This window comes from Peribacillus sp. CSMR9 (assembly GCF_033141925.1).
Taxonomy (GTDB): Bacteria; Bacillota; Bacilli; order Bacillales; family DSM-1321; genus Peribacillus; species Peribacillus simplex_A.
In genome coordinates, this window is the sequence record NZ_JAOPHO010000028.1 from 20,520 (window position 1) to 44,975 (window position 24,456).

A 24,456-nucleotide genomic window follows, 5' to 3' on the forward strand; every position below is an offset into this window, starting at 1 on the left:
ATTAAAGTTAAATAATATACATTGGATATAGGAGGCTGCAATCAAATAGGTGAAGTCATTTAATGAAAGTGAATCAACAATGGATTACAAGAATCAATCATCAATATTTTTTTGGAGGCGAAATAAGTGAATAGAGGACGTTTAGTTTTAATCAATGTCATTGGTTTGGTTATTATATTAGCGGTAGTAGCCGGTGGGGCTTATTACTATTATGAAAGCACGAATTTCATTAAAACGGATGAAGCGAAAGTGTCAGGAGATCTATATACAATCGTTGCCCCCGCTTCCGGTAAATTAGCAGATTGGGACTTACACGAAGGAGACAGCGTCAGTAAGAATGACAAAGTTGCCTATGTAACCACCTTAGACGGAAAAGAAGCAGTAAAAACAGCAGCACAAGGTACAATCGTTAAATCACAAGTGCATGATGAGCAGCTAGTTCAAGCTGGTCAAACTCTTGCTCAGACTATCAATATGGATGATTTATCTATAACAGCTAATATTGAAGAAAATAAATTGAAGGATATTGAAAAAGGTGACAGCGTCGATATTATCATCGATGGAGATCCCGATACTGTTTTCGAAGGTACATTGGAACAGATCGGTTATGCTACAACGTCCGTCTTTTCAGTGATGGGCAATCAAAACAACAGCGGAAACTATACGAAAGTCACTCAAAAAGTACCTGTTAAAATTTCCATTAAAGCACCCTCCGATAAAGTTCTGCCTGGTATGAACGCAGAAGTGAAAATTTCAACAAAATAAACCGGCACACACAGTTATATAGAAAGGAGGCTTTCCTTAAATGGCTTCTCAAACAATATCAGTAAATGAAAACAAGGGAATGAAACAGTTTGCCCCCATGTTAATTATCTTAATGCTAGGTTTGTTCATGGTCATTTTGAATCAAACCCTGCTTAGTGTCGCCATGCCGAGGATGATGGCCGAATTTAATGTAGCTGCGACTACAATTCAATGGTTATCAACTGGATTCATGCTCGTGAATGGGGCTTTGATTCCACTGTCCGCTTTTTTAATAGAACGGTTTGGCACGCGGATTTTATTCCTCGCAGCCATGTTTCTTTTCACCGTCGGGACATTCATCTGCGGCATCGCACCAAATTTCCCCGTCATCCTTACAGGTCGGCTGATTCAGGCGGCGGGCGGCGGGATTCTACAGCCATTGGTCATGACGATCATTCTTTTCATCTTCCCTCCTGAAATGCGCGGGAAAGGAATGGGAATCTTTGGACTGGCCATTATGTTTGCCCCTGCCATCGGACCAACCTTATCAGGTTGGGTCATTCAGGAATATAGCTGGCGGGTCATGTTCTACGCAATGGTGCCATTAGGCATGATTATCATGACACTTGCCTTTTTAAGTATGCGTAATGTAGCAGAACCCAAGAAAATCAAATTGGATTTGATGGGCGCCTCACTATCCTTGATAGGTGTTGCATCGTTACTATACGGTGTCAGTGAAGCAGGATCCAAAGGCTGGACGGATTCCATCGTTCTGGGAACCATCATCATTGGTCTTATCCTTCTGACCCTATTTGTGGTTCAACAGTTAAAATCGGAAACGCCTATGCTCGACTTCCGTGTATTTAAGTATGACATGTTCGTATTATCGAATATCATTTCCGCCATCGTTACAGTGGCCATGTTTACCGGGATATTCTTATTGCCTATATATTTACAGACTCTACGAGGATTCACACCAGTTCAATCCGGTCTATTGATGTTACCCGGGGCCCTTGTGATGATGGTGATGTCACCCATTTCAGGAGTGTTATTTGACAAGGTCGGGCCTCGTCCATTAGCACTTGTTGGTTTAGCGATTACTGCCATTACAACCTTCGAGTTCGCAAAATTGACTACGGAAACTACCTATTCTACTTTGGTCATCATCTATGCCATCCGCTCACTTGGAATGTCTTTACTGATGATGCCAATCATGACAGCTGGGATGAATCAGCTTCCTAAGCATTTGAATACACATGGTACGGCAATGAGCAATACGCTGAAACAAGTTACCGGAGCCATTGGTACGAGCTTCGTGACGACCATTTATACAACCCGTGCTTCTTTCCATGGCACTGCTTTAGGATCTGAAATGAGTACAAGTGATCCTGGTTTTGTTCAGAATTTCCAAACAATCGTTCAATCCATCATGAGTTCGATGAATCAAACTAGTGAGCAGGCACAGGAGACTGCTATGTCGCTGATTTCTTCAAAAATCCAGGGTCAAGCAAATGTAATGGGAATCAATGATGCATTCTTTTGGGCAACAGGTTTTGCTATTGCCGGTATAGTTCTCTCACTGTTTTTGCGTGACGTTCGGAAGGACAAAGCAATCAAACAAGCTAAACAAGAAAAATTGGATGTACCTTTGCTGCCTTCGCCAGTAAAAAAATCGGTTTAATTAAATGGGGGGATTAGGATGAAGATCTATGTTGTATATGACAGTGAAGGAAACCATACGAAGGCACTTGCCGAATCAATAGCTCAAGGTGCCGCTGCGGTTCCTGGGGCTGAGGTACTCATTGACCATGTAAACGAGGCGGATGTCTATAAGCTTCCGGAAATGGACGCCATCATTTGGGGCTGTCCGGGTCATTTCGGCACCATCAGTTCGAGCTTGAAAACGTGGATTGATAAACTTGGATATCTATGGGCAGAAGGTGCGCTGATCAATAAAGTGGGTGCTGTGTTCTGTACGACTGCCACCATACATGGCGGGCTTGAGGCTACCATGCTGAACTTAATCACCCCTATGCTTCATCAAGGCATGATCATTGTCGGTTTACCCGGTACGGTCCCGGAAAACGCCTTATATGGCTCCTACTATGGTGTAGGGATAAGCTGCCCTCCCGGTGTGGATGACAACATAACCAAAAATGACTTACAGCTTGGAGAAGCATTAGGAAAACGGGTAGCCCATGTCACCCGTTCATTCACAAACGAGCTCTAGGAGGCTTGATTCAATGGGCATAATTCTAATTATCATCGTTGCCATTTTAGCGATTACGGGTTTGATCACATTCAATATCAAAGCATTAACACCTGAAGATAAGCCAGTGGAGGAAGAGAACTCCTTGGAAGAGTCCGCTTCTTCTTCGGATGATGATCCCATTACCGAAATCATCACCCCAACAGACAATGATGAATTGAAAATGAAAGACCAGGATTATCGTTCGGCACTTTCCAAGCTTCACAATCAAAAGCCTAACGATGAGCCACCTATAGAAAAAAAGTCTAACCTTCGCAAAATGAAAGACGAAGAGTACCGTGGTACATTGGAAGATTTCCAGCAAAATGGCGACTGAAACACGCCCCCCTATCCGGCATATTTGCCTTTGGGGGTTTTTGTTTTATATGCCATGAAAGGATCCTCTCCGCCCTCTGACACGCCTTCAGCTTAAAGATCGAGTTGCAGGCTTTACTTATTTTTCTGGTTGACAAATATTCACAAAGAATTTAAGCTAAGTTAATGCAACACCAAACATTTTTTTAAACTCAGCTTTTGTTGAGAGACGGAATTTTAAAAGGATTTCCTTTTTTCGTTCGTCACTTGCCTTTTTGGCAGGTGGCGATTTTTATTTTTATAGGGGTGAAAAAACATGCAACTTTTGAAATATATCATAATGGTCTTAATTGGTTCGATCTCATATGGCACATTATCCACCATGATCAAGTTTGGATTTATGGATGGCCATTCTTCTGGAGAGCTGGTCGGCAGTCAATACCTCGTAGGTTGGCTGATTGTCTCCGTTTTATTTCTTTTTTCGTTTAAATATAAAGTTTCATGGAAGAGTGCCGGATTACTATTATTCACGGGCATGATGTCCACTTTCGTCGGAAAGGCATATGCCGTTTCCGTATCAGAGCTTCCCGCATCGATTGCCGTTGTCTTTTTATTTCAATTTACCTGGATAGGCGTCCTTATTGAAAGCTTCTTAAATAAAAGGCGCCCTGATAAAAATAAACTCATAGCCATATTCGTTCTCTTCATCGGTACCTTATTGGCGGGGGCAATCTTTGGTCAGCCTCTATCTGCCTTAAGCCTAAAAGGAGTATTGTTCGGACTATTGTCTGCGTTGCTTTTTGCGCTATACATGTACTGCAACTCTCAATTCGCAGTTGGGGAATCTTCAATGAAACGGTTGTTTTTCATTGCAACGGGTGCCATGCTGACTGCTGTATTCACGACTAACCCGGTCACGCTTGTTACGAACCTTGTCCAAACGAATCTATGGTACTACGGTTTGTTACTCGGCACTTTGGGTGTTCTTGTTCCTTTCTTTTTCTTTGCTGTCAGTTTGCCAAAAGTGGGGGTTGGGCTTGGAACGATCCTTTGTGCAGCGGAATTGCCTTCAGCGATGGTCGTTTCAGTCATCTTCTTGAATGAACAGGTTACGTCACTGCAATGGTTCGGTATGTGCTTGATCATCGTCGGCATCGCCTTGCCTGAGGGAATTAAGCATCTTCCGCAATTTCTTCCTGGCAGGAAAAAATTGCCGAATAAAAAAAGAATTTCATAAAGGGTACGTCCCGGTTAGTAAAGTTCATCATTATAATAAGAAAGACCATTCCCGTTAGTGGAATGGTCTTTCTTGTGGATTTTTCATCGGCTGAAAATAATCTGGTCGTCCCTTTTCCCTTAAGAATCCAATTGTTGCACTTGAAATAGGCTGTAGTAATGCCCTTGCTTTTTCATCAGTTCTTCGTGTGTTCCCGTTTCGGTAATTTCCCCATTATCGATATGGACGATCCGATTGGCATGTGTGATGGTCGATAAGCGATGGGCCACGATGATGGTGGTCCGGTTTTTCGCTAAAATATCAAGCGCCTCCTGGATATAGTGTTCACTCTCCAAGTCCAATGCGGATGTGGCTTCATCCAGCACAAGGATAGGCGGGTTTTTCAAAAATACCCTCGCAATGGCAACCCGTTGCTTTTGGCCTCCGGATAATTTGACTCCCCGCTCTCCGACTTTGGTTTCATACCCATCTTTTAGACCAATAATGAAGTCATGGGCATTCGCAGCCTTTGCGGCTTCGAATACTTCTTCATCACTTGCATCGGGCCGACCCATAAGGATGTTGGCCTTAACCGATTCACTAAATAGGATATTATCCTGTAGCACCATCCCGATTTTATCTCTTAGGCTGCGGACTTGATATTTACGGATATCCGTCCCATCCAATAATACTCTTCCCTCAGTCACATCATAGAAACGGGAAATTAAACTGACGATCGAGGATTTCCCTCCGCCGCTCATCCCAACAAGTGCAATGGTTTCTCCTGGTTTAACATCCAAATTTATATGTTTTAAAACGGATGCCTCTTTCTCGTCATAAGCAAACGAAACATCCTGAAAGGTAATTCTGCCGTCTACATGCTCCAGCTCTTTCGCCCCTGGTTCATCATCAATATCATACTTCTCATCCACAAACTCAAAAACCCTGTCCATGGATGCCAATGTCTGGGTCATTGTCGTCGAAGAGTTAACTAATCGTCTTAGGGGATTATAAAGTCGGTCTATGAAACCAACGAAAGCAACCATGGTACCAAGCGATAATTGTTCATGAATAACCTGATAACCGGCAAAACCTATCACTAGTAGGGGGGCAATGTCCGTAATCGTATTCACGACAGCAAATGATTTAGCATTCCAACTCGTATGCTTTAGGGCCTTATCCAGGAAGTTCTTGTTTTGCTTCGCAAACAACTCCTGTTCCCTGTCTTCTATCGCAAAGCTTTTGATGACTGACATCCCTGAGACCCTTTCATGAAGGTGACTCTGTACATCCGCTAACGCTTGTGACCGGATCCTTGTATAGGTTCTTAGCTTGCCAAAGAAATGCTTAATTGAAAATGCATAAAATGGAAGCATGATGATGGAAACAATGGTTAACTTCACGTCCATCTTAAACATGATGGCTATCACTATGATAATCGTTGCTATATCCAGCCAAAGGTTCATCAAACCCGTGATGACAAAATTCTTCGTTTGTTCCACATCCGTGATCATCCTTGAGATGACCTCGCCCACTCTCGTATTGGAGTAATATTTAAAGCTCAGTTTCTGTATATGAGTAAATAAATCATTTCGAATATCATATAAGATTTTCGTTCCAGTCCATTGAGCGAAATACTGCCGGTAATACTCAATCGGCGGTCTAACCGCAACAAAAATGAACAGCATGATGCCCATTGCCCATAAAAGGCGTTCGGACTTCACAGCTTTGGACAGGTCGCCATTTCCGATGATGTCATCCACTATATACTTACTGAGCAATGGAAGCAAAAGCGGAATCGCGAACTTTAACAGTCCAATCAATACCGTCCCGGTTATCTGCCATTTATACGGTTTAACGAATTGCAAATATCTCTTAATGCTCTCCACGGAATTCCTCCATTTCTCTGATTCATTACATCAAAATATTAAAAAAATTCCATAACAGCCTACTTGGAATCTTACATGCGCTTTTCAATTATATTTTCCTTTTCGAAGATTAACTATCAAAAGGATTTCATTCAATATCTTTCATACACATTTATAGGAGGCAAGGGTTTTAAGATATCCTGGGTATTTTAAAAAATCATTCCTGCTTTCTAGGATGGTCCGATCAGTGGGTAGGTATGGTACACAATAGAAAAAGCCTGCTATTTAAGCAGCAGGCTTTTCTTTCATCGGTAGGTCAAAAAGCGTTCATACCAACTATCAATAAACTCTGCGGAGAATGGTCCTTTTCGCTGGCGTATCATATAAATTAAATAGTCTACGTTTTGTTTCAATATTGAATCGATGGCATCTGGGTAATTCATTTCTTTCCGATGCCTTTCATATTCATCCTCATCCAGCAAATTAAACGTCATATCTGGGAATACTTTAATGTCCAGGTCATAATCAATGTATTTCAATGCTCCCGAATCGTATGTGAACGGAGAACTGATGTTGCAATAATAATAAACCCCGTCCTCTCTCAACATACCAATAACATTAAACCAATACTTTGAATGAAAATAGCAAATCGCCGGCTCTCTCGTAATCCAGGTCCTTCCATCTGATTCCGTTACCATAGTACGATCATTCGCCGCTATCACCAGATTTTGGGTCCCTTTTAAAACGGTTGTCTCTTCCCAGATACGATGGATATGTCCATTATGTTTATAGCTATGGATTTGGATTTTTCCTCCTTCGGCAGGAACAATCCCCATTTATCTCTCCCTACTTTCTATAGACACCCTGACAGCGTACTGTGCCCTATTCCGTTTGCAGTTATTGTGTGTATTTAAAATATATACTTTTTTCCATTTACCCTATATTCCTATATTATAGCGATTTATTCATAAATTTAAAACAAAAGTGGCTAATCTCCCTGTGAAAATGTGTAAATAAGTCAAAAAAGCCTGACCATCCACCCATTTTAACTTAGAAATTAGCCAGTTATTTATTGTATTGCAGCCTGTCCTTGTTGAAAATAACGGATGACTTCCTCCGTTTGCCTCTCGAACATATCATGGATACTTTTCAATTCCTGCTTTTTAAGTTGAATCTCTTCCTGAATGTTGACTGCTTCACTCTCCTCTTGCTGGTCAAGGAGCTGCTTCTCTATATCTTGGCATCTTTCGATTTCGGATTGTAAAAGTAAAAGCTTATCCATCGTTTTCAACTGATTGTTTATAAGCCGGTTAAATTCCTCCATGAATGCACCTTCCTAATCTGTATTTTTTCTATAGTATGTATATTCTATTTTTATCCGGCTTTTCCTTTGACATAAAATGTAAACCCAACGAAACATTTGTCGAATCCAATGGAGGCAAAAAAAGAAAGGCATCCTTCAAAAGAAGGATGCCTTTCTTTTTTAAAACCGCAATTAGCCTTGGTTTTTATTGCTTTGAGATTTTTGGTTTTGTTGTTTCACTTCTTGAACGTTAGTTTCAGAAGCAAACTCCGTACCAAATTGACCTTGAGCTTGACCTTGACCTTTTTTTTGCTGAGATTGCGCGTTTTGTTGTCTTACTTGTTGAACGTTTGTTTCACTTGCAAACTCAGTACCGAATTGGCCTTGACCTTGCTGAGATTGCGCGTTTTGCTTTCTCACTTGTTGAACGTCAGTACCAGCTTGTGATTTATTATTGTTATTAGCCATTGATAATCACCTCCACGATAATAAGATAACCATTAAGATGGAGTGTTATCCAACTAAAAACATTTAAATTTTTCCAATTATTTTAAACAAGCAACGAAATGCCTCCATCAACTATAACGGTTTGTCCACGAATCATACTCGCTCCATCCGAAATTAAAAACAAGATGGTATTCACCATATCTTCAACCTCGACCATCCGTCCAGCAGGAGTCTGTTCTGCCGCCTCAGCAAGCATTTCATCCCGATTCGGAAAGGATTTCAGGGCATCCGTATCGATCACACCGCCAGAAACGGCATTGACACAAATGTTCATTGAAGCCAGTTCAACAGCTAAATATCTTGTCAATGCTTCAAGCGCCGCTTTCGATACTCCGACGGCTGTATAATTTTTCAAATAGCGAATGGACCCTAGTGAACTGATGCTGACGATTTTCCCTCCGCCGTTCCTCTCCATTAATTTCGCCGCTTCCTGTGCACAGAAAAGGAGGGCTTTTGTATTGATGTCCATGGTCCAGTTCCAATGTGATTCTTCAAGCTCCATCAATGGCCGCTGTACTCCTGATGCCGCATTATTAATGAAGATGTCCAAACGTCCATAATAAGCATCGATTTCCTCGAACATGCTCTTCACTTTCGCAACGTCGCCTACATTTGCCTTGACTACAAGAGCTTTACGCCCCAACGCTTCAATTTCAGCTGCCACTTCTAATGCTTTCGACTTGCTCCGGGCATAATTAATAACGAGGTCGTAACCTTCCTCTGCAAGCCTTATTGCCGTGCTTCTACCTAAACCTTTACTGCTACCTGTAACGAGTGCCACTTTTTGTTCCATTCGTTTATTCATCCTTTCTGAGTAAACACAGAGTAATAAAAATCATTTTTAAAAGGAGTGTTACTGTTATGTATGTTGGACGTGATATGACAGAGTTGTCGATGATGAAAAAATCGGATTGGGAAAATAGTGAACTAGCCTATTTTCATCACTCCCTTCAACAAATGGTACCTTATTTAAACCAAGAAGGACAGAGTATCCATAGCGAAATCGTCAAAGAAATTGAAAATAGGGGCGGACTTAATAGGCAGGAAGCCGATTATACTCATGGAACGAAAACCATTTACGATTGATTTTATACGGATATGACATTGGAAATCAACAAAAGAAGAGGATATCTTAGCGGATATCCTCTTTGATTATACCAAATTTCACTAGCACCTTTATTTAAATAGCCTTTATTCAATACGCTCTTTTTCTTTATAGGCCTTTATCATTTTTTGGTGGGAAACCGGAAATGCGAACTCCTCCATCTCAGCTTCACTCACCCACTTGAGTTGGTGTTCTTTTAATGTCTCTTCACTGATGGCTTCTTTGATCATTCCCGTATACGTGTCCACTTTCCAAACAAGATGCGAGAAAACATGTTCAATTCTCACAAGTGATTCTGTAATTTCCGGTTTGACACCATACATTTCCTGAAACCGATTCTCGAAGAATTCCCTTTTATGCTGTAGGGATGAATGGTTCTCGAAATTCAGATATTCCCAAAGATTCGCTAGCAATCCTTCAGAAGCCCGCTTGTGAATCAAAAATTCACCTTTTTCATTCGTCAATACGGCAGCCACAATTGGTACATCCCGCGTTTTTTTCTTTTGGATTTTTACCGGCAGTTCCGACTGAACCCCTGCTTCAAATGCAAGACAATGACTTTGAACGGGACATAATAGACAGGCAGGCTTACCTGGTGTGCAGATTAATGCCCCCAGTTCCATCAATGCTTGATTGAAGGCAGAAGTATGATCATGATCGATCAGCTTTCTGACGGCAGCCTCGAAAGTTTTTCTAGTCTTTGGCTTTGCTATATCTTCATATATCATCAATATCCTTGATAAAACACGCATAACGTTTCCATCGACGGCTGGCTCCGGTTTGCCATAGGCGATACTCAGAATCGCACCAGCTGTATAAGGGCCGACACCTTTCAATTTGGAAATTTCCTCGGGATCGTCCGGTACAATCCCATTATAGGAAGACTTCACTTCCTGAACGGCACTATGCAGATTCCTTACACGTGAGTAATATCCGAGACCCTCCCAAGCTTTTAAGACTTTCTCCTCATCTGCAATGGCAAAATCCTCTAGTGTGGGAAACCATTCAACAAACCGGTTGAAATATGGAATCACCGTGTCCACTCTCGTTTGCTGCAGCATTATTTCAGAAACCCAAACACGGTAAGGGTCCTTATTTTCCCTCCATGGTAATTCTCTTTGTTCTTCAAGAAACCAGCTAACTAAATCTTTCTGAAAATCATCAATTTTTATTTTTTCTATTGTCGGGATCGTTATTTCTTTCACATCAGTTCCTCCAAAGATGTTACACTCTTATCAAAAATGGGAATACCAATAGTAGGTCATTCTTTTTTTAATATCATGTTCATATCCATTTATTTGTATTGGGGCACGAAAATAAGATAATTATATTCATTTGATGGTTAATATATAAATACGGTATGATGAGAGAAGACCATTTTTTTCAAATTGTGGCAGGGAGGTTAGTTTTTTGGATACAGGTACTCACTTTGTCATGGGAATTGCTCTTGGAGGTCTTGCCACATTAGATCCTGTCATTGCGCAGAGCCCAGTAACTGCAAGTGCAGTCATTGCAGGTACGATATTGGGATCACAAGCTCCAGACATTGACACTGTTTTAAAATTAAGGAATAACGCTGTATATATACGAAATCACCGTGGAATCACGCATTCCATTCCCGCTGTTTTACTTTGGCCCTTGATTATCAGCGGAGCACTTTTCGCCATCATACCTGAAGCAAATTACCTTCACCTTTGGCTTTGGACCTTTTTAGCCGTATTCCTTCATGTATTCGTGGATATATTCAATGCTTATGGGACCCAGGCTCTTAGGCCAATTTCTTCAAAATGGGTAGCTTTAGGGGTCATCAATACATTCGACCCGTTCATTTTTGGAATACATGTTGCCGGCCTGATATTATGGGGCTTTGGATTTCCTCCAGGCTATTTATTTCTCTCGATTTACGGAATACTTGTTCTTTATTACATTTCCAGATTCAGGGAGCAGGCTTTCATTAAAAGAGCCGTAAAGCAACAAATTCCTGGAGCAAGGAAAATTCTTTTATCACCGACCATGCGTTTTCACCGCTGGAAAATTGCGGTAATCACCGAAAAGAATTATTATGTGGCACGAGCCGATAATGGGTATGTGAAGATTCTTGATACGTTTGATCGAGTGCCATTACCTGAAAGTGAAATTCTTGAAGTCGCCAAGAAGGATATCAACTTGGCTGCCTTTCTGTCCTTTTCTCCGGTTTACCGCTTTGAAATCGAGCAGAAAAAAGAATATTATGAAGTCCGTTTTATCGATTTAAGATACCGCAGCAATGGTTATTACCCGTTTGTGGCAGTAGTCCATTTAGACCGCGATTTGAATATCTTGAATTCGTATACCGGTTGGATCTTTAGCGAAGCGAAGTTGCAGAAGAAATTGAATATTATTTTGTAGTCGCTGCCTACCTGAAAAAAGGCTGGTTCCAGAGAATCCCTCTGGAATCAGCTTTTTTAATGCAATCGATTCTGTTGATTTAATAAATGTTGATATTTAGGATTTTTTGCAATGAATTCGTGGAAATGCTCACCGTAGTTATCGATCCAGGTCCTAACAACACGTGATGTCATTTCTTCTCCGGCATATTCATGTCCAGCCTTTGCATAGGTCGCTTCGAAATCTTCCCATAATAATTCCACCCAAGTCAAAGCTTGCTCATACGTGATGTGATCATTTTTCTCAAGCAGTTTCTTGGTTAATCTTTCATGGTAATCATTCATTAGAACCACCTCATTGCCAATATTTTTACAGAATGAACTATACAGTCCCTTACCCATACTAGTGGTAAGCGGAAACGCTTCTTTCATAAATCTGATGCCTGGAGGAGAAAAACTTGCGAAATAAACAAAAAGGATTCCCCAACCAAAACAATAATAAATTCCAAGGCGAGCCTCGTGCAAAGGCAAGATATGCTTCAAAGCGTGCAGATGGAAGTATTAATACACACCCTCAAGAACGAATGAAAGCTTCAAACGAGCGATCGAATTAAGGCAATTCAAAAGGAATCGGGGTCTTCCCGGTTCCTTTTTATTTCAACATTGAAATTGGCAGTGCCTCTTCCTTACCGCTTCCACCCAAGCGGTAACCCCAGGCGAATACACCGTTCATATAATCAATTTTGAAATAGACACCGGGATCGCCTTCAATTTGATATATTTCACCTTTTTTGAAATCATCGGGATTTAATAAATAGGCCTTGGCCATCGTCACTTTCCGTTCCAATACAGAAAATTCATTAACCATTCCCAATTGCTCTGCTTTTCTCGCTTTTTCAGTCAATGCTGCAATTTCCTGCTGCAGTTCATAGACCGACAACTTGCTGTATCTTACGTCGCTCATATATATGGCTCCTTAAATGAAATATTAATTTACTTCTATATTAAACAAAATTTTGTGATTTGGCTATCGATGCACTTAATCCATTTCAGGATTGGAAAGATAACGCTCAATCAATTCTATTGGAAAACCTTTTCGGTATAATGCCTGCTTCATTTTTTGTTCATATTCGAAGCCTTCATGGTTTTTATATCTGCGTTTCATTTTTTCGGCATGGTGGCATAGAGAATCCCATTGTTCATCTTCATCCTTTTCAACCGCCACATCTTCAAGTGCTTCAAGGATGACATCTCTCGGGAAACCTTTCCGTAACAAGGTTTGTTCAACTTTTAGCTTTAATGCCCGTTCCGAAATGTTTTTTTCCTTTTTGACCGATTTTCCAGCAAGTTTCCTTGCATGCTCAATCTGAATATCATAGGGGTATTCCTTCAATGCCTCGACAACCAACTTTTCTTGTACCCCTTTTTCCTTAAGCTCGAGCTTAAGGGTAGTGGGCCCTTTATTGCCTCCGTTCACATGGGTCCGTACGTAAGCCTTGGCAAATTCAAGGTCGTCTAAATAGTTAAAGCTGTATAGCTTATGTATCGCTTCCTTTATAATCGGCTCTTCTGTTTCCTTCTTTTTCAAATAAAGGCGAATTTCCGATTCCGAACGCATCCGGTATGATAAATAATTAAGTGCATCAGTAAATGCTTTTTGGATTTCATCATGAAATTGTATTTCAGCCAGGAGCAGGCCATCGAGTGCCATACCCTTTTTCAAATGAAATTTCAATAGCACTTCTTCGTCCACACTGAAAGCATATTTTTCATCAACGAAAATGTTATAACGATCTTTACGTTTTTTTTGGGTTGTTATTTTTGTTATGTTTGGCATAAAATCCACCCCCATTCCTACTTTACCCGTTTACGTGTACCATTTCTAGATATAGCATGTCTAAAAATGAAAAAAGCAAATGGGCATGTTAAAGTGAAGAAAAGAAAAGGGAAAGGAAGTGGTTTTCATGAAAATAGCCATTGCTGGTGGAAGCGGTTTTGTCGGCACAGCCCTTATTGATGAATTATCAAAAGAAAATCATGATATATATATTTTGACCCGGCATCCCGAAAAGTTCAAAAAACGGTCAAATTCTACATATATCGGCTGGTTGACCAAGGACGCAAAGCCGGAAAAGCATTTGGAGGGGCTCGATGTTTTCATTAACCTTGCTGGTGAATCTTTAAACAGCGGGCGTTGGAATCCTGAAAGAAAACGCCGGATTGTCGAAAGCAGGGTCGAAGCTTCCAAAGAGATGAACCGGATCCTTTCCATGCTGCCCGAAAAAGTGTCTGTCATCATCAACGCAAGTGCAATCGGATATTATGGGATTTCGGACCATGACACATTTACCGAAACCTCTGAATCCATCGGTGATGATTTCTTGGTCCGTACTGTTAAGCTTTGGGAAAAGGAAGCCGCTAAATCCCGCTCTTACTGTAAAAGGTTCGTCCTAACAAGATTCGGTGTGATCCTGGGAGAAAAAGAAGGCGCATTGCCAATGATGGTCCTACCTTATAAACTTTTCGGCGGAGGAAAGATGGGTAAAGGGAATCAGTGGCTTTCCTGGATTCATATTCATGACGCTGTCCGTGCAATCACCTTCTGCATGAACGATTCAAGGATAGAAGGTCCAGTCAATTTTACGGCACCGAACCCCGTTCAGATGGATACATTCGGGGAAACGATAGGAGCTGTCCTTCACAGGCCCCATTGGTTACCTGTACCTCCCTTTTTCCTCAAGAAACTGCTGGGGGAAATGAGCATACTTGTGCTTGAAGGACAAAATGTCCTTCCCATCAAACTTAAAGAGGAAGGATTCATTTTCTCCTTTCCAACCCTTAAAGAAGCTTTACAAAATATCTTAAAAGAAGATTCTCACGTATGAAAGGGTCATTTTAGGAAAAAATAGGGATATTAAGTGAAATGGAGATGATCTAATTGCTCAAAAAACACGATAAAGAGAAAAGTAACTTAACTAGTACCCAAGCAATTCTTTATGCTCGCGAATTTAAAAAAGCAGATCGAGCTGGTGGATATACCGAGAAGAAATCCCGTCGTTAAGTTTGGAGTTTTTTCCCTTACATTTTGAACAGCCACTCAACACAAAATAAGCTGGAGATGATAATTGTGAATTCATCTCCAGCTTATTTTTTATTCTAGGGGGCGCTAACATGGGACGAAATAACATACACCATAATCGAGATAAGAACAAACAAAAACTTCCTCAGGTTCCTAAAAACCTGAAAAGTGACGGACTTGACGTTGAATATTCTTCCGAACTGGCTGACCAGGAAGACGTCAAGGCACAAGCCCGGGCAAATGCGGCTGACCGCCGTGCACATAATCGCCGCTCATAAGCAGGAGAAACTAATCAAGGGGCTGTAAATCAGCCCCTTATATTTTCTTTATTTACATAGCTTATCCACAACCTTGTGTATATTGTGGATATATTCTGAAAATACCGACAATCTACAAGTGCAATAACTCACCTTATTAACATGAAAATAATGTTATTTCTGGATAACCCTGTGGATTATGTGGATAAAGGGGATGTTATACTAAGTACTCTGCATTTTTGTTGTGGATAACTATTCTCTCTCTTTGATTTGTTCCACAGGATTATTATGCATTTATTAATTCAACTAAAGAATCAATTCATACCAGCTGCTGCCTAAGCTGATTTTCATGGGTTAAATTTATATGCTGTATCTTGGCCTTTTGACTACTGCCCCCGGCATTAAAGAAGGTTCCCCAAACTTTTTCCATCAACATTTTCTTCCAACTGTTTACGAAGCAAGAATTTTTGTATCTTCCCACTTGCGTTTCGAGGCAGATCATTACAGAATATATATCTTCTTGGACGTTTATAGTTCGCAAGTGTATCACTGTTCCTACACCACGTTTCTAAATCGGTTTCCGCAAGCGTTGGGTCTTTGGCTACAATGAAGGCCGTTACAATTTCCCCCCATTTATCATCAGGCTGACCAAGTACTGCACAGTCGAGGACTCCATGATGCTCATAAAGTGTGTCTTCCACTTCACGTGGATATATATTTTCCCCACCAGAGATAATCATGTCGTCCACTCTGTCCTTGACCCACAGATATCCATCTTCATCTAGGAAACCGATGTCACCGGAATGGTACCAACCTTTGTATAGCGCTTTTTCTGTCTCTCCACCTTTTTGAAAGTACCCCTGCATAATACATGGACCTTTCACAAGGATTTCACCTGTTTCCCCAGGTTCCAAAATATCATCGGGATCTGATGGCCCTTCGTCATTCGGACGGGCAATGATGATTTCATGATCGAAACATGCTTTGCCGGCAGAACCCGCTTTCCTAATTTGATCATCTTCCAATAGGAGAGTGATGGCCGGACCCATTTCAGTCATTCCATAAGCTTGGATGAACTGGATGCCAAGTTTCTCCTGACAGGCACGTACAAGTGATGGGGCCATCGGGGCTGCTCCATAAAGCCCCAGCTTCAAGCTCTGGAATTTATACTCATCCAAGTTTTCCTGAATGAGCATGTTCCACATCGTTGGTGCAGCAAATAACTTGGTGATCCCCTCGGATTCAATCATTTCCATAACCTTTTTGGGATTAAACTGATGTAATATGACATTTGTGGCACCAACCTGTACGCGAGGTAAAAAGGAACAATGCAATTCAGCACAATGAAACATCGGTGCAGTAATCAAACCGATATCAGAGCGTTCATACTTCATGGCCTCTATTAAAATTGCTGCTTGTTTGATCATATCTTTATGAAGGTGAATGACCCCTTTTGGACATCCGGTTGTCCCGCTCGTATACATGATGGCATAAACATCATCCTCGTGAACGTCCACTTCGTCTGGCTTTGATGAGATACTGGCCATTTTTTGGCGGTAACCTTTGGCATATCCAGGCACTTCATCATCAATAAACCAGAAAGCCGTTTCCGGAAATCGCTTCTCAACGGCGGCAACGGTCGATTCCAATTCTTGTTCGAATATAACGACCTTTGGAGAAGCGTCACTTAAAATGAAGGCCAGCTCCTCTGGCATTAAGCGGAAGTTGATTGGATTAAAGATTGCACCGATTTTTGCACAGGCAAAGAATGCGGTGGCAAGCTCTTCATTGTTGTAAAGGTATGTAGAGACCCTGTCCCCTTTTCGCACTCCTTCCGCTTGAAGGACCGCCGCCAATCTATTCACCTGCTCATTCCACTGAATGTACGTATAACGGATATTTCTTCTCACGTCGTAGATAGCCTCTTTTATGGGGAAATTCTGAACCGTCTGATCAAAGATATTTTTAATCGTTACTGACATATCATTTTCCTCCTCAAGTAAACCCACCATCAACAGGAAGAGTTCAGGCCATCCTGCCGAAGGTCGGTTTCATCCCTATTTCAGCTTTACTTTCGTGCGAATTACAATGTTCATAACCGGTTGGTCCCGTTTCAGTCCAATCTTTCAATTATGGTGGCATTCGCCATGCCTTGGCCCTCACACATTGTTTGCAGCCCATAACGGCCGCCTGTTCTTTCTAACTCATGGATCATCGACACCATCAATCGGGCACCGCTTCCGCCAAGAGGATGACCTAAGGCGATCGCCCCGCCATTTGGATTCAGCTTCATGGGGTCTGCCCCCGTTTCTTTTAGCCAGGCAATCGGGACAGGAGCGAAAGCCTCATTCACTTCAAAGACATCGATATCATCAATGGAAAGGAATGCTTTTTCCAAAGCCTTTTGAGTGGCAGGTATCGGGCCCGTAAGCATCAGGGTTGGATCTGACCCGACAACAACCCGTGTATGCACTTTAAAGCGCGGTTTCAATCCAAGTTCTTCCGCTTTACTGCGTTCCATCAATAATAAAGCGGCAGCACCGTCACTGATCTGGCTTGAATTACCGGCATGGATTAAACCATCTTTTTGAAAAACCGTTTTTAATCCAGCAAGTACTTCCAGCGTAGTTTCGGCCCTTGGACCTTGATCTTCCTTAACCTCCATATAATTCCCTTCCTTATCAGTACCAATTACTGATATCATTTCACGGTCAAAATAGCCTTCTTTTTGAGCGCGTATTGCTTTGCCATGACTCTCAACGGAAAACTGATCACATTCTTCACGTGTTATTCCCCACTTATCGGCAATTCTTTCAGCCGATAAACCTTGATTGATTACCTCATAGCTCTCTAAATACTTTGGACTCGTTACGGCTCCTTGATAATTAGACCCCATAGGGACTCGGGACATGTTTTCCACTCCTCCCGCCACTACCACATCCATATCTCCCGACAAAATGGCTTGGGAAGCGAAATGGACAGCCTGCTGACTTGATCCGCATTGACGATCAATCGTCGTTCCCGGAACTTCAATCGGAAAACCGGCAATCAGTGCAGCAACGCGTGCTATATCACCGGCCTGTTCGCCAGCCTGTGAAACACAACCTAAAATGACATCATCGACAATAGACGGATCAATGCCTGCCTTTTCAATCAGCTGCCTCAATACTTCCCCTGCCAGATCATCTGGGCGAACGTCTTTCAATACACCGTTCCTTCTGCCGACTGGCGTGCGAATCCCTTCGACGATAACCACTTCCCGCATATACTCTCTTCCCTTCTCATCCTGTCTTTAGTAAAGGCCAAGATTCTTAGCGATGATTTTCTTCATGATTTCATTTGTCCCGGCATAGATGCTTGCTACCGGGACATCCCGATACCTTCTGGCAATCTTGTATTCTTCCATATATCCATAGCCGCCATGGAGCTGCATGCATTCAATCGATATTTTTCTCGCAGTCTCCGTCAAGCGCCATTTTGCCATCGACACTTCCGTGACCACCTGTTCACCCGCCATATGATTGGCGATCAATTGATCCAGGAAAACACGCCCCATTTTGATTTCGGTTGCCATTTCAGCGATTTTGAATTGAGTATTTTGAAACTGGCTCACGGATTTTCCGAAAGCTTCCCTGCTTTTCACGTACTCGATCGTATCGGCCAGCATATCCTCAGATGCCGTTTGGGAACAAATGGCAACAACAAGACGTTCCTGCTGTAATTTCTCCATTAAGTAAGTAAAACCGTTGCCTTCTTCACCAAGCAGGTTTTCCTTTGGAACACGGCAATCCTCGAAGATGAGTTCTGCTGTATCCTGACTGTGCAAACCAAGTTTCTTCAGTTTGCGTCCCCTGGAAAATCCAGGTGTGTCCCTTTCGACCACAACTAAGCTAACCCCTTTATGCTTCGGAACGGCACTTGGTTCCGTTTTACAAGCAACGATGACCAAATCCGAATGAATGCCATTTGTGATGAATGTCTTTTGGCCATTTAATATGTAATGATCTCCATCCAAAATCGCAGTCGTTTTAATATTGGCTAAATCCGAACCTGTTCCAGGCTCTGTCATCGCGATGGCTGTAATGATTTCCCCTGTCGTGCATTTTGGAAGCCAGCGCTGTTTCTGCGACCCATTTCCGTATGCGGCAATATAAGGAACAGTGATGTCACTGTGTAGTCCGAAACCAATGAAACCAGAACCCACTCTTTCCAATTCCTCATTAATAATGACCGCAAAGCCCCAATCTACCCCGGAACCCCCATACTCTTCTCCAAGATCCGGACATAAAAAACCCTGTTTCCCCATTTTCACCCAAAATGATCTGGGAATGATTTTCTCTTCTTCCCATCGTTCATAGTGGGGAACTGCTTCTTTCTCCAAAAATTTTCGGAATGATTTGCGGAAAATCTCATGATCTTCACTTAGATATGGATGTTTCATCTGTTTTATCTCCTCATGTACGGCTTTGTCCAAGGCCTTTCCATTTAGGAAGGCCCTTTTTCAAATAATCACAATAAATGGCATTGTCTTTCCTGAAAGGAATTCACACTTACCTGGGTGACATTCGTATGGCCCCATCCAGTCTGATGGTTTCCCCATTCAGCATTGGATTCGTTATGATGCTTTCCGTTAGTTTAGCGTACTCTTCGGGATACCCGAGCCTTGAAGGGAATGGCACGGTTTTACCTAATGACGTCCTTGCTTCATCAGGCAATGAATCGAACATCGGAGTTTGGAATAGACCCGGTGCAATCGATACAACACGTATCCCCTTGGCTGCAAGCTCCCTTGCAACCGGCAGGGTCATCCCAACAATCCCTCCCTTGGAGGCACTATATGCAGCTTGTCCGATTTGTCCTTCAAAGGCAGCTACCGAAGCAGTATTGATAATGACCCCGCGCTCCCCCTCTTGGTTCGGCTCATTTTCGGCCATTTTTTCAGCTGCAAGCCGGATCACGTTAAATGTACCGACCAAATTGATTGTCACCACATTTGAGAACGCTTTCAATTCATGTGCACCTTTCCTGCCTATGACCTTCTCAGCAATTGCAATACCAGCACAGTTGACGACCGTGTTGATACTCTGGAATTTTTCAATTCCTTTTTCCAACGCTCCCAATACGCTTTCTTCACTTGTTACATCCGTTTTAACAAAAAGGACTGAATCTCCCAATTCTTGCACCAGTTTAGCGCCATTTTCTTCCGAGAGGTCACATATGACCGCTTTTCCTCCTTTTTTAATGATGTTTCTTACTGTCGCCGCTCCCAGACCTGATGCCCCGCCAGTCACCACTGCAATGCTTTCTTGAATTTCCAATTCCTCACCTCATTTGTTTCGTCTAGAATATATATTCATCTTTCACGATCATAAAACCTATTTTCAATATTAATTTCACCGCTTGCCTGTTTCACCTTCAATTCACAAAGGGTTTCGGTAAAGCCTTTGATTACCTGTTCAAAATCCTGCTTCAATCCATCCAGCTCTTTAATGCGTTCATTAATTTCGCTTAATTTCTGTCCTGCCGTTTCTATCGTTTTTTCCAATTGCTTAATACCCGTCCCATCCTTATCGAATAAAAGGACTATATCCTTAATTTCCACTAACGAAAACCCATACTTCTTACCGCGCATTATGATTTTGAGTTGTGCGTATTCTTTCTTTCCATAAACTCTTCTTCCCGTTTCAGTACGCTTTGGCCTGAGCATACCCAGTTCCTCATAATATCGGAGAGTCCTTGTCGTCAATTCGAATTCTTTTGCTAACTCAGAAATGGTGTACATGTTAAAACCACGCTTTGCAAAGGGATTGTTTACCTTTATTTTAACATTGACGTTAACGTAAACTTCAATAAATATTCACAAAATTTACAATATATGAAACTGTGCGAAAGATTTAGACTGATATACTATTAGTATATTCCTCAAAAGAAGGGAAGGACAAGATCATGCTATGTTCAAAAATATTAGTTGCTTATGATGAATCTGAATTGGCGCTTAAATCTTTAGAAAAAGCGATTGAATTAACGAAGCTGGATCCCTCTATCGAAATCCAGGTGCTTCACGCTGTTACACTTCCAATCAAACCATATATATATGGCAATGCTTTTCAGGAAATTGAAGAATCCATGCTCAAGTATGGCAATGAAGTAATAAAAAAAGCGGAAGTGCTATTATCCGAAATCCCGAATCCATCCCAAACATTTGTCGTAGAAGGTTCAGCCATCACGGCTTTATTGGAACATGCACAATCCCAGAATTGTGACCTTATCATCATGGGCAGCCGCGGATTGAGTGGTTTCAAGGAATTCCTGGGCAGCGTGAGTCACTACATCGTCCAGCATTCCCCTGTGCCTGTCTTATTGGTCAAATAAAATGTGCTGCAAACTTTTCTTATGGCCTGTCCTAGAGAAGCTGGGTTCCCTTTGGAATCCAGCTTCTTTATGCGAGCATGAACATTAGGTAACTCAATACTTATCATGTTTTACAAACACTTCCGTTTACAGGTAAAATGAAAGTAATTTTAATGAGGATAACAGGTGAAGCAATGGATATTAAACATTTGCAATACTTTATAGAGGTAACCAATTTCAATAGCTTTACTCGGGCTGCCGATCATTTATTCATTACCCAGCCGACTATAAGCAAGATGATTAAAAACCTGGAAACCGAGCTAGGCGTTGAACTTTTTGATCGTTCCCGTAAGCAAATGATCTTGACCGATGCTGGCAGGGTCGTCTTAGAGCAGGCAAAATTGATTGATAAGGCCTTTCACAATTTAGAAACGGAAATGGACAATTTATTAGGTTTAAAAAAGGGGCATATACGCATCGGTTTGCCGCCGATCATCGACGCCTCTTTCTTCCCCCGAATTCTTAGCCGTTTCCATGAGGACTATCCCAATATTACCTTTCAATTAGTAGAGGATGGTTCAAAGAAAATTGAAGAATCAGTCCAAAATGACTTAATTGATATAGGCGTAATAGTCCTGCCAACCAACACCGCACTTTTTCATCATTTTGCTTTTTTAGAAGAAGACATCAACTTGATTGTTCATCCCTCCCATCAATATGCTTGTCGGGAAGAAATCGATTTGGCCGACCTGGAAAACGAGTCTTTCATCTTATTCAATAAAGATTACGTCCTTCGTGATCTCGTCATTTCATCCTGTAATGAAGCCGGCTTCTCTCCACATATCGTCACGGAAAGCTCACGCTGGGATTTTATTGAGGAAATGGTTTACTGTAGACTTGGCGTTTCTCTATTGCCTGAAAGTTTATGTCGTAATGATGAACGCGTAAAGTCCATCAAGGTTAAAAACCCCTCCATTAGTTGGAATTTGGGATTCATTTGGAGTAAGGACCATTACCTTTCATGCGCTGCAAAAGAATGGCTGAAATATACGAGGGAAGCGTTGTCACATAAAGAGTGAATTAAAAGGCATGATCGATGTAAGCACTATCATAGATTTTGGTTATGCACATGATAACATCTAACCATTTTACAATACGTAAGGGCGGGGTTAGACTTGGTAAGCACGTTAAATGCCGATGGATTCCATAGTTTCGGAAAGGAGATATTCATGATCACTTTATCTAATGTCGATGAGTTACATGCAGCAGAAGCAACTCTGGAGAAAATTAAGAGTTCACACCCCGAACTATTTAATAAACTGCTCCATGTCGTTGCCTTAACACGGGCGTTTCAATTTAAATATCAATTTATGGGGACATTAATCATGGATGTAACCCCTAACGAATGTACCCCTGAATTCGTTATGCCCTCCGTTATTAGATTATATATAGAGGAAGTTCAAAAGTTAAAGGATGATCCGAATTTCCAGGTATTACATCAGACCTTGTCCCAATATAAAAATATTGGATATGCCAAAATCAGTATGCTTGTGCTCGGTAAAAGCCCTGAATCGCTTTTAGGCGCTTCATGCATCAAATGAAGCCAATGATATGTTCCTAAAAAAAACCTCCATTAACGGAAGGTTTTTTTCTTAAAAGCTTAATTATAGCACTTTACTCAAAAAGGCTCTGGTTCTTCCCTGCTGGGGATTATCAAAAATCTCACTGGGGATATTTTCTTCGATAATATAACCTTCATCCATGAAAATCACGCGATCGCCAACTTCTTTTGCGAACCCCATCTCATGGGTCACCACCACCATGGTCATGCCCTCCTTGGCCAGTTGCTTCATGACCTCAAGGACTTCACCGACCATTTCCGGATCAAGAGCGGAAGTCGGCTCATCGAATAACATGATTTTGGGTTCCATCGCCAACGCCCTGGCGATTGCCACACGTTGCTTTTGTCCCCCCGATAATGAATCCGGGTATGCGTTTGCTTTCTCGGCAAGCCCCACTTTCTTAAGCAGTTCAATGCCTCTTTGGGAAGCCTGTTCTTTGGAAATCTTGCGGACCTTTAAAGGCGCGAGCATAATATTCTCAAGAACAGTCTTATGAGGGAATAAGTTAAAATGCTGAAATACCATGCCAACTTCCGTTCGAACTTTATTGATATTGACCTTCTTGTCTGTCGTATCAAGTCCCTCGATGAAAATATGGCCTCCCGTTATCGTTTCAAGTTGATTGATACACCTGAGGAAAGTGGATTTACCCGATCCAGAAGGCCCAATTACCACCACTACTTCCTGAGGTGCAACGATTGCATTGATATTTTTCAATACTTCATTTTCCCCAAATGACTTCTTTAGATTCTCGACCTTGATCATTCTGTTTTCAACCTTCTTTCGAGTCTATTTAATACGAAACTTAAAATGAGGGTCAGGAATAAATAAATGAAGGCACATGCCAAATATGGCTCCCAAACTTTAAAATACTGACTCCCCATCGCTTTCCCCCAATACATTAATTCTGGTGCTGCAATGACACAAAGCAGGGATGAATCCTTCAATAATACGATGAATTCATTTCCCAACGGAGGGATCATTCGTTTAAAAGCTTGAGGTAATACAACATGAATCATTGTTTGGGTATGGGTCATTCCCAATGAACGTGCCCCTTCCATTTGCCCTTTATCGATGGATTGAATGCCCGCACGGAAAATTTCCGCAATATATGCGGCTGCATTTAAAGATAAAGCAATGACCCCAGCAGTTACTGCATTCGTTTCCCCGGTAAAAAAGGGCACAATGCCAAAATGGATTAAAAAGATTTGAACTAATAGCGGTGTTCCGCGAAAAACCGTGACATAACAGTAAAATGGAAAGGCAAGCACTTTGTTTCTCATGATTTTCCCTAAACCGATCAATAACCCCAAAAAGGTTCCGATGAGGATGGAGGAAACCGACAGCCCTATAGTAAGTAATGTTCCTTTTAATAAGAAAGGAGCATATTCAAAAATAATATCCCAGCGAAAACTCATTCCGTTCCCCTCCTAAAGACCAAAAAAACTGCGTAACTTCACACGTAAAGTTACGCA

30 protein-coding genes are annotated in these 24,456 nt (G+C 41.7%); 14 read left to right on the forward strand and 16 right to left on the reverse strand.

The annotated features are described in order from the left end of the window. The first annotated feature begins 126 nt into the window (after positions 1–126). The 5 genes from N9I19_RS13900 (at position 127) to N9I19_RS13920 (ending at position 4,544) form a co-directional block, all read left to right on the forward strand. Positions 127–765 (forward strand): biotin/lipoyl-containing protein, encoded by a 639-nt coding sequence (locus N9I19_RS13900; RefSeq protein WP_061461741.1) that lies wholly within the window; start codon positions 127–129, stop codon positions 763–765. A gap of 55 nt (positions 766–820) precedes the next feature. After that, positions 821–2,425 (forward strand): DHA2 family efflux MFS transporter permease subunit, encoded by a 1,605-nt coding sequence (locus N9I19_RS13905; RefSeq protein ID WP_411730446.1) that lies wholly within the window; start codon positions 821–823, stop codon positions 2,423–2,425. Positions 2,426–2,443: 18 nt separating this feature from the next. After that, positions 2,444–2,974, forward strand: a complete 531-nt coding sequence (locus N9I19_RS13910) for an NAD(P)H-dependent oxidoreductase (protein ID WP_061461739.1) — start codon at positions 2,444–2,446, stop codon at positions 2,972–2,974. A 13-nt stretch (positions 2,975–2,987) separates the two neighbouring features. Beyond that, positions 2,988–3,329, forward strand: a complete 342-nt coding sequence (locus N9I19_RS13915) for a hypothetical protein (protein ID WP_061461738.1) — start codon at positions 2,988–2,990, stop codon at positions 3,327–3,329. A 294-nt stretch (positions 3,330–3,623) separates the two neighbouring features. Further along, the gene (locus N9I19_RS13920; protein ID WP_317778122.1) at positions 3,624–4,544 is read left to right on the forward strand and encodes an EamA family transporter; all 921 of its coding nucleotides are present in this window, start codon (positions 3,624–3,626) and stop codon (positions 4,542–4,544) included. Positions 4,545–4,663: 119 nt separating this feature from the next. On the opposite strand, the gene N9I19_RS13925 is transcribed toward N9I19_RS13920, so the two are convergent. From N9I19_RS13925 to fabL, 5 genes are all read right to left on the reverse strand, one after another. Continuing rightward, entirely contained in the window at positions 4,664–6,412 is a 1,749-nt protein-coding gene (locus N9I19_RS13925) for an ABC transporter ATP-binding protein (protein ID WP_317778123.1), read from the reverse strand. Positions 6,413–6,696: 284 nt separating this feature from the next. Continuing rightward, positions 6,697–7,227, reverse strand: coding sequence for a nucleoside tri-diphosphate phosphatase (ntdP, locus tag N9I19_RS13930; RefSeq protein WP_048685440.1), 531 nt, complete (start codon positions 7,225–7,227; stop codon positions 6,697–6,699). 233 nt (positions 7,228–7,460) lie between these two features. Then, positions 7,461–7,715 (reverse strand): YgaB family protein, encoded by a 255-nt coding sequence (locus N9I19_RS13935; RefSeq protein ID WP_089362897.1) that lies wholly within the window; start codon positions 7,713–7,715, stop codon positions 7,461–7,463. Between the two features lie 171 nt (positions 7,716–7,886). Further along, positions 7,887–8,162 carry a gamma-type small acid-soluble spore protein gene (locus N9I19_RS13940; protein WP_061461734.1) on the reverse strand — a complete coding sequence of 92 codons (276 nt, stop codon included), beginning with the start codon at positions 8,160–8,162 and terminating at the stop codon, positions 7,887–7,889. Positions 8,163–8,244: 82 nt separating this feature from the next. Next, positions 8,245–8,994, reverse strand: coding sequence for an enoyl-[acyl-carrier-protein] reductase FabL (fabL, locus tag N9I19_RS13945; protein ID WP_061461733.1), 750 nt, complete (start codon positions 8,992–8,994; stop codon positions 8,245–8,247). A 68-nt stretch (positions 8,995–9,062) separates the two neighbouring features. On the opposite strand from fabL, the gene N9I19_RS13950 reads away from it, so the two are divergent. Next, positions 9,063–9,287: a hypothetical protein gene (locus N9I19_RS13950; protein WP_061461732.1), complete on the forward strand. Its 225-nt coding sequence runs from the start codon at positions 9,063–9,065 to the stop codon at positions 9,285–9,287. Positions 9,288–9,392: 105 nt separating this feature from the next. Here N9I19_RS13950 and mutY read toward each other — a convergent pair whose 3' ends face one another. Next, positions 9,393–10,511 carry an A/G-specific adenine glycosylase gene (gene mutY / locus N9I19_RS13955; RefSeq protein WP_317778124.1) on the reverse strand — a complete coding sequence of 373 codons (1,119 nt, stop codon included), beginning with the start codon at positions 10,509–10,511 and terminating at the stop codon, positions 9,393–9,395. A gap of 205 nt (positions 10,512–10,716) precedes the next feature. On the opposite strand from mutY, the gene N9I19_RS13960 reads away from it, so the two are divergent. After that, positions 10,717–11,694, forward strand: a complete 978-nt coding sequence (locus tag N9I19_RS13960; RefSeq protein ID WP_317778125.1) for a metal-dependent hydrolase — start codon at positions 10,717–10,719, stop codon at positions 11,692–11,694. Between the two features lie 56 nt (positions 11,695–11,750). On the opposite strand, the gene N9I19_RS13965 is transcribed toward N9I19_RS13960, so the two are convergent. After that, entirely contained in the window at positions 11,751–12,017 is a 267-nt protein-coding gene (locus N9I19_RS13965) for a YfhJ family protein (protein ID WP_061461729.1), read from the reverse strand. A 113-nt stretch (positions 12,018–12,130) separates the two neighbouring features. Between N9I19_RS13965 and N9I19_RS13970 the strand changes: the two genes are divergently transcribed. Further along, positions 12,131–12,286 (forward strand): small, acid-soluble spore protein K, encoded by a 156-nt coding sequence (locus N9I19_RS13970; protein ID WP_034305387.1) that lies wholly within the window; start codon positions 12,131–12,133, stop codon positions 12,284–12,286. A 38-nt stretch (positions 12,287–12,324) separates the two neighbouring features. Here N9I19_RS13970 and N9I19_RS13975 read toward each other — a convergent pair whose 3' ends face one another. Both N9I19_RS13975 and recX read right to left on the reverse strand, forming a co-directional pair. Then, positions 12,325–12,636 carry a YfhH family protein gene (locus N9I19_RS13975; RefSeq protein WP_061461728.1) on the reverse strand — a complete coding sequence of 104 codons (312 nt, stop codon included), beginning with the start codon at positions 12,634–12,636 and terminating at the stop codon, positions 12,325–12,327. A 75-nt stretch (positions 12,637–12,711) separates the two neighbouring features. Then, positions 12,712–13,509, reverse strand: a complete 798-nt coding sequence (gene recX / locus N9I19_RS13980) for a recombination regulator RecX (RefSeq protein WP_061461727.1) — start codon at positions 13,507–13,509, stop codon at positions 12,712–12,714. A gap of 127 nt (positions 13,510–13,636) precedes the next feature. Here recX and N9I19_RS13985 point away from each other — a divergent pair, with 127 nt between their 5' ends. The 3 genes from N9I19_RS13985 to N9I19_RS13995 all read left to right on the forward strand — a co-directional run bounded on the left by N9I19_RS13985 (position 13,637) and on the right by N9I19_RS13995 (position 15,029). Beyond that, positions 13,637–14,557: a TIGR01777 family oxidoreductase gene (locus N9I19_RS13985; protein WP_317778126.1), complete on the forward strand. Its 921-nt coding sequence runs from the start codon at positions 13,637–13,639 to the stop codon at positions 14,555–14,557. A 53-nt stretch (positions 14,558–14,610) separates the two neighbouring features. Then, the gene (locus N9I19_RS13990; RefSeq protein WP_081088510.1) at positions 14,611–14,733 is read left to right on the forward strand and encodes a YfhE family protein; all 123 of its coding nucleotides are present in this window, start codon (positions 14,611–14,613) and stop codon (positions 14,731–14,733) included. 110 nt (positions 14,734–14,843) lie between these two features. Next, a complete protein-coding gene (locus N9I19_RS13995; RefSeq protein ID WP_061461725.1) occupies positions 14,844–15,029 on the forward strand; it encodes a YfhD family protein in 186 nt (61 codons plus the stop codon). Positions 15,030–15,409: 380 nt separating this feature from the next. On the opposite strand, the gene N9I19_RS14000 is transcribed toward N9I19_RS13995, so the two are convergent. The 5 genes from N9I19_RS14000 to N9I19_RS14020 all read right to left on the reverse strand — a co-directional run bounded on the left by N9I19_RS14000 (position 15,410) and on the right by N9I19_RS14020 (position 20,790). Beyond that, positions 15,410–16,990 carry a fatty acid--CoA ligase gene (locus N9I19_RS14000; protein ID WP_061461724.1) on the reverse strand — a complete coding sequence of 527 codons (1,581 nt, stop codon included), beginning with the start codon at positions 16,988–16,990 and terminating at the stop codon, positions 15,410–15,412. 131 nt (positions 16,991–17,121) lie between these two features. Continuing rightward, positions 17,122–18,273 (reverse strand): thiolase family protein, encoded by a 1,152-nt coding sequence (locus tag N9I19_RS14005; protein WP_317778127.1) that lies wholly within the window; start codon positions 18,271–18,273, stop codon positions 17,122–17,124. Between the two features lie 27 nt (positions 18,274–18,300). Beyond that, on the reverse strand, positions 18,301–19,449 hold the full coding sequence (locus N9I19_RS14010) for an acyl-CoA dehydrogenase family protein (protein WP_317778128.1): 1,149 nt from the start codon (positions 19,447–19,449) through the stop codon (positions 18,301–18,303). A 109-nt stretch (positions 19,450–19,558) separates the two neighbouring features. Further along, positions 19,559–20,326 carry a 3-hydroxyacyl-CoA dehydrogenase gene (locus tag N9I19_RS14015; RefSeq protein ID WP_317778129.1) on the reverse strand — a complete coding sequence of 256 codons (768 nt, stop codon included), beginning with the start codon at positions 20,324–20,326 and terminating at the stop codon, positions 19,559–19,561. Between the two features lie 35 nt (positions 20,327–20,361). Further along, a complete protein-coding gene (locus tag N9I19_RS14020; protein WP_089362888.1) occupies positions 20,362–20,790 on the reverse strand; it encodes a MerR family transcriptional regulator in 429 nt (142 codons plus the stop codon). A gap of 164 nt (positions 20,791–20,954) precedes the next feature. Between N9I19_RS14020 and N9I19_RS14025 the strand changes: the two genes are divergently transcribed. The 3 genes from N9I19_RS14025 (at position 20,955) to N9I19_RS14035 (ending at position 22,960) form a co-directional block, all read left to right on the forward strand. Beyond that, positions 20,955–21,380: a universal stress protein gene (locus tag N9I19_RS14025; RefSeq protein WP_317778130.1), complete on the forward strand. Its 426-nt coding sequence runs from the start codon at positions 20,955–20,957 to the stop codon at positions 21,378–21,380. A gap of 173 nt (positions 21,381–21,553) precedes the next feature. Continuing rightward, positions 21,554–22,438 carry a cidABC operon transcriptional activator CidR gene (gene cidR, locus N9I19_RS14030; RefSeq protein WP_317778131.1) on the forward strand — a complete coding sequence of 295 codons (885 nt, stop codon included), beginning with the start codon at positions 21,554–21,556 and terminating at the stop codon, positions 22,436–22,438. A gap of 150 nt (positions 22,439–22,588) precedes the next feature. Then, complete coding sequence (locus N9I19_RS14035) at positions 22,589–22,960, forward strand: hypothetical protein (protein WP_317778132.1); 372 nt, start codon at positions 22,589–22,591, stop codon at positions 22,958–22,960. 63 nt (positions 22,961–23,023) lie between these two features. On the opposite strand, the gene N9I19_RS14040 is transcribed toward N9I19_RS14035, so the two are convergent. Both N9I19_RS14040 and N9I19_RS14045 read right to left on the reverse strand, forming a co-directional pair. Continuing rightward, positions 23,024–23,746, reverse strand: a complete 723-nt coding sequence (locus N9I19_RS14040) for an amino acid ABC transporter ATP-binding protein (protein ID WP_317778133.1) — start codon at positions 23,744–23,746, stop codon at positions 23,024–23,026. Continuing rightward, positions 23,743–24,399, reverse strand: coding sequence for an amino acid ABC transporter permease (locus tag N9I19_RS14045; protein ID WP_061461716.1), 657 nt, complete (start codon positions 24,397–24,399; stop codon positions 23,743–23,745). The genes N9I19_RS14040 and N9I19_RS14045 overlap by 4 nt, the downstream gene beginning before the upstream one ends. Positions 24,400–24,456 lie beyond the last annotated feature (57 nt).